The following is a 4,380-nucleotide window of genomic DNA, read 5'->3' on the forward strand; positions in this document are numbered from 1 at the left end:
GCTGCCTTTCGAATGTGACGGAAGGAAGCTGGTGAAGGTGGGAGTGAACTTCAGCTATGAGAAGAGGAATGTGGAGAGGTGGATTGTGAAGTAGAATTATGACTAATGCTTTATATATCTGTGTCTGTTCCGAACGGATATGGTGAGTGCTATAAGGTATATCAGCGAAAAGGAAAATTGTCTTTCGTCTGTTGACTTTTATTTGGCAGAAAAGGAGAAGGGTAACAGTAATAAATACAGATATACACCGACCAAACAGGACAAAAGGGAACTGCATAATTTCATGGAGTGATATCTTTGTAACGAAGTTAAACCTCTAAACATTAAGAAATTATGTTCAATTGTCTGAATTATTCGGTAGTGGAAAGAAAGAACCCTAAATGCCCTGATAAAGAGGGAAAGTTTTATGCACAGTTCCAGTCGCGTGGCGTATTGGAAAGTAAGGAACTGATAGAGAAAATAGACAGAAACTGCTATGTCGGGAAACCGGATATAGTGGCGGTACTGATGACTCTGGAAGATGTGGTGGCAGAAGCTCTATGCGACGGATATATAGTGAGAATAGGTGAGCTGGGGTCGCTGTCAATGACAATCAGCAGTGACGGATGTGACAGGAAAGATGATTTCTGCAGTAAGCATATAACGAAAGTGAAGACGCTGTTCAAGGATGGAAAGACCATTAAACACAGTATTCGCAAACTGACATTCAAAAAAGTGGAACAGAAGTATTCCCCCGTACCCGCAATTTAGCGGGCATGGGGGAATTTTCTGTTAAATACATACTTGTCCATACTATGGAGGACAAAGGGGAACGGGACAAGAAACGGGAATGATACCTTTGTATCGTAATCGGAAAGGAAAGCGGCAAGGGTATGCAGGAAAGGGCCCGCGAAGTGTACCGGTGGTCGTGATTACGGACCGGACGAGTATTAATCATTAAAAAAAGAAAGGAAAATTTTATGGACAAGTATTTGACTTATTCGGTAGTGGAACGTAAAGACCCTCAGAACCCGGAAATGGGGGGAAAGTATTATGCACAGGCTCAGGCTCGAGGAGAGGCGGGCATCAGGGAATTGTCGCAGAGAATACAGCAGATGTGTACGGTGACGCGTGCGGACGTGATGGCGGTGCTTATAGCTCTGGAGGATGTGGTGTCCGACTCGCTCTCGAACGGTGAAATAGTGCGACTGGGAGAACTGGGATCGCTACAGGTGAGCCTGAGCGGCGAAGGAGCGACTACGAAGGATGATTATCACGACGGCCTGATCCAGAAGGCGAAGATTTTGTTCAGAAGCGGCAGAACGCTGTCGAACATGCTCACTACGCTGAAATATGAGAAGGTGGAACAGAAGTACAAGAAGGAAGAAACGGAAGAACCGCTTCCATAATGTGATACAAAATGAAGAAGATTATCGTACGGATTCTGAAATGTGTGATTTGCTTTCTCACCGGTGGTTTTGCTAACAGGAGAAACGGAGGGGACAATGCGTCATGTTGATACTGTGATAATTCATTGTTCCGCCACTCCGGCCAACAAAAGGCTGGAGCCTGCCGATCTCACAAGGATGCACAGGAAGAGGGGGTTCAACGGGTGTGGCTATCATTTCTACATCAGGAGAACGGGTGAGATCTGCGACATGAGGCCGGTGGAGAAGGTGGGTGCCCACTGCAAGGGACACAACGAAGGGAGCATAGGTATCTGCTACGAAGGGGGACTGGACGCGAAAGGGAACCCGGCGGATACACGCACCTCAGAACAGAAGAATGCCATGAAATGGCTGCTGGAAACCCTGAAAAGGGAGTTTGACATCAAGCATATAGGGGGACACCGTGACTTCAGCCCTGACCTGGACGGGGACGGAATGATTGAACCGGAGGAATGGGTGAAGGAGTGTCCGTGTTTCGATGTTAAGGAATGGCTGGAAAACGGCTGCTAGGCCGACAATATGTATTTATCCTCCATACCGGGTGACGGCATGGGGGATTTTTTGTGGTTATTCTTTGGGTATTAAGTTTTTTTAGGTTACTTTTGCGGATGTAGAACATGATTTTTTATCGATAATATGAATGTAATCAAGACTGAAATAGAGGGTGTGGTAATTATAGAGCCACGCATTTTCAACGACCAGAGGGGATATTTCTTTGAATCGTTTTCTGAAAGGGATTTCTGCAAGGAAGTGAGGGAAGTGAAATTCGTGCAGGACAATGAAAGCAAATCGCAATATGGGGTGTTGAGGGGACTGCATTTCCAGAAACCGCCTTACTGCCAGAGCAAGCTGGTGAGGGTGATTAAGGGGGCAGTGCTGGATGTGGCTGTGGATATCAGAAAGGGCTCGCCTACATTCGGAAAGCATGTGGCTGTGGAACTGACTGAAGATAATCACAGACAGTTCTTCGTGCCGAGAGGATTTGCGCATGGTTTCTCTGTGCTTACTCCGGAAGTGATTTTCCAGTATAAATGTGACAATTTCTATGCACCGCAGTCGGAAGGGGCCATTGCATGGGATGATCCGGATCTGGGTATAGACTGGGGAATTCCTGCCGACAAGGTTATCCTGAGCGAAAAGGACAGGCATCACCCGAGACTGAAGGATGCGGAATGGCTGTTTGATTATAATGAGAAGATGTATTGAGTTAATAATTAATAATTAAAAATTAAAAATTCACGACTAACGGTCAACAAAGTTAAAACCTAGTCAACTTGTCAACTAGTATCTCGTCAACTTAAAAACTCAAAAACTCACAAACTCATAATAATATGAAAGGAATCGTATTGGCAGGTGGTAGCGGAACGAGACTGTATCCTATCACCAAGGGGGTGAGCAAACAGATGCTCCCTGTGTTTGACAAACCGATGATTTATTATCCTATTTCCGTGCTGATGCTGGCAGGGATAAGGGAGATTCTTATTATATCTACTCCGCATGACTTGCCGGGGTTCAAGCGTCTGCTGGGCGACGGCTCGGAATTCGGAGTAAAATTCGAATATGCGGAACAGCCTAGTCCGGACGGTCTGGCTCAGGCGTTCATCATAGGCGAGAAATTCATTGGCAATGACTCGGCGTGTCTGGTGCTGGGTGACAATATCTTCCACGGGGCCGGTTTCAGCGGTATGCTGAAAGAGGCTGTACGCACTGCCGAGGAGGAGAAGAAGGCTACGGTGTTCGGATACTGGGTGAACGATCCGGAACGATACGGGGTGGCTGAATTCGACAAGGAGGGCAACTGCCTGAGCATAGAGGAGAAACCGGCAAAACCGAAATCGAACTATGCGGTGGTGGGACTGTATTTCTATCCGAACAAGGTGGTGGATGTGGCAAAGAACATCAAGCCGTCGGCCCGCGGGGAACTGGAAATTACTACGGTGAACCAACGTTTCCTGGAGGACGGGGAACTGAAGGTGCAGACTCTGGGACGCGGTTTCGCATGGCTGGATACGGGTACGCATGACTCGCTGAGCGAGGCTTCGACTTATATCGAGGTGCTGGAGAAGCGTACGGGACTGAAAATAGCCTGTCTGGAGGGTATAGCTTACCGCAAGGGGTGGATATCTGAGGAACAGATGAGAAAGAATGCGGAACCGATGCTGAAGAACCAGTACGGACAGTATCTGCTGAAAGTGATTGAGGAGCTGAAAGGAAACAGATAATATTACGAGCTGGTATTCCCCCATGTGGCGGCTCCGTGACTAGAAACTGGTAACTGAAGCCTTATAACTTAATTTTTAATTATTAATTGCCCAACATGAAATACCCTATAGGAATACAGAATTTTGAAAAAATACGCGAAGGCGGTTATCTTTATATCGACAAGACAGATCTGATATATGATCTGGTAAATAACGGTGTATATTACTTTCTGAGCCGTCCGCGCAGGTTCGGAAAGAGTCTGCTTATCTCTACTCTGGAGACTTATTTCAGCGGAAAGAGGGAGATGTTCGAAGGCTTAAAGATTGCAGAACTGGAAAAGGAATGGATGGAGTATCCTGTGCTGCATCTGGATCTGAACACTGAAAGGTATGCCACTCCAAAGGATCTGGAGAACAAGCTTGACTTGTTTCTGAAACAGTGTGAGGCTTTGTATGGCAAGAATCCTGATGAGTATTCGCTTGCCACAAGATTTGAAGGGGTGATACGGAGAGCGGCTGAAAAGACTGGAAGAAACACTGTAATCCTGGTGGACGAATATGACAAGCCAATGTTGCAGGCCATAGATAATGAGGAGCTGCAGGATGAGTACAGGAACACGCTGAAGGCTTTCTATGGGGCACTGAAGTCGATGGACAGGTATATACGCTTCGCTCTGCTGACGGGGGTGACGAAATTCGGAAAGGTGAGTGTGTTCAGCGACCTGAATAACCTGAGGGATGTATCGATGGAA

7 protein-coding genes are annotated in these 4,380 nt (G+C 46.7%); all 7 read left to right on the plus strand.

Annotated features, from left to right (window positions below; genetic code table 11):
* Positions 1–139: 139 nt before the first annotated feature.
* The gene (locus NW213_RS16655; protein WP_258323462.1) at positions 140–292 is read left to right on the plus strand and encodes a hypothetical protein; all 153 of its coding nucleotides are present in this window, start codon (positions 140–142) and stop codon (positions 290–292) included.
* 41 nt (positions 293–333) lie between these two features.
* Positions 334–750, plus strand: a complete 417-nt coding sequence (locus NW213_RS16660; RefSeq protein WP_154045176.1) for a DNA-binding domain-containing protein — start codon at positions 334–336, stop codon at positions 748–750.
* Positions 751–959: 209 nt separating this feature from the next.
* Positions 960–1,388, plus strand: coding sequence for an HU family DNA-binding protein (locus tag NW213_RS16665; RefSeq protein ID WP_258323463.1), 429 nt, complete (start codon positions 960–962; stop codon positions 1,386–1,388).
* Between the two features lie 96 nt (positions 1,389–1,484).
* Complete coding sequence (locus NW213_RS16670; RefSeq protein WP_154045180.1) at positions 1,485–1,937, plus strand: N-acetylmuramoyl-L-alanine amidase; 453 nt, start codon at positions 1,485–1,487, stop codon at positions 1,935–1,937.
* Positions 1,938–2,063: 126 nt separating this feature from the next.
* Complete coding sequence (gene rfbC, locus NW213_RS16675; RefSeq protein ID WP_258323464.1) at positions 2,064–2,633, plus strand: dTDP-4-dehydrorhamnose 3,5-epimerase; 570 nt, start codon at positions 2,064–2,066, stop codon at positions 2,631–2,633.
* Between the two features lie 125 nt (positions 2,634–2,758).
* Positions 2,759–3,649: a glucose-1-phosphate thymidylyltransferase RfbA gene (rfbA, locus tag NW213_RS16680; protein WP_258323465.1), complete on the plus strand. Its 891-nt coding sequence runs from the start codon at positions 2,759–2,761 to the stop codon at positions 3,647–3,649.
* Between the two features lie 95 nt (positions 3,650–3,744).
* Positions 3,745–4,380 (plus strand): AAA family ATPase (locus NW213_RS16685; RefSeq protein ID WP_258323466.1); only part of this gene is annotated, 636 nt, incomplete at its 3' end.

Origin of the sequence: Bacteroides sp. ET336, from assembly GCF_024733815.1 — a bacterium.
GTDB lineage: Bacteria > Bacteroidota > Bacteroidia > Bacteroidales > Bacteroidaceae > Phocaeicola > Phocaeicola cellulolyticus.

Coding starts and splice junctions, on each gene's coding strand:
- NW213_RS16655 (WP_258323462.1), top strand. CDS start 140: ATGGTGAGTGCTATAAGGTATATCAGCGAAAAGGAAAATTGTCTTTCG.
- NW213_RS16660 (WP_154045176.1), top strand. CDS start 334: ATGTTCAATTGTCTGAATTATTCGGTAGTGGAAAGAAAGAACCCTAAA.
- NW213_RS16665 (WP_258323463.1), top strand. CDS start 960: ATGGACAAGTATTTGACTTATTCGGTAGTGGAACGTAAAGACCCTCAG.
- NW213_RS16670 (WP_154045180.1), top strand. CDS start 1,485: ATGCGTCATGTTGATACTGTGATAATTCATTGTTCCGCCACTCCGGCC.
- rfbC (WP_258323464.1), top strand. CDS start 2,064: ATGAATGTAATCAAGACTGAAATAGAGGGTGTGGTAATTATAGAGCCA.
- rfbA (WP_258323465.1), top strand. CDS start 2,759: ATGAAAGGAATCGTATTGGCAGGTGGTAGCGGAACGAGACTGTATCCT.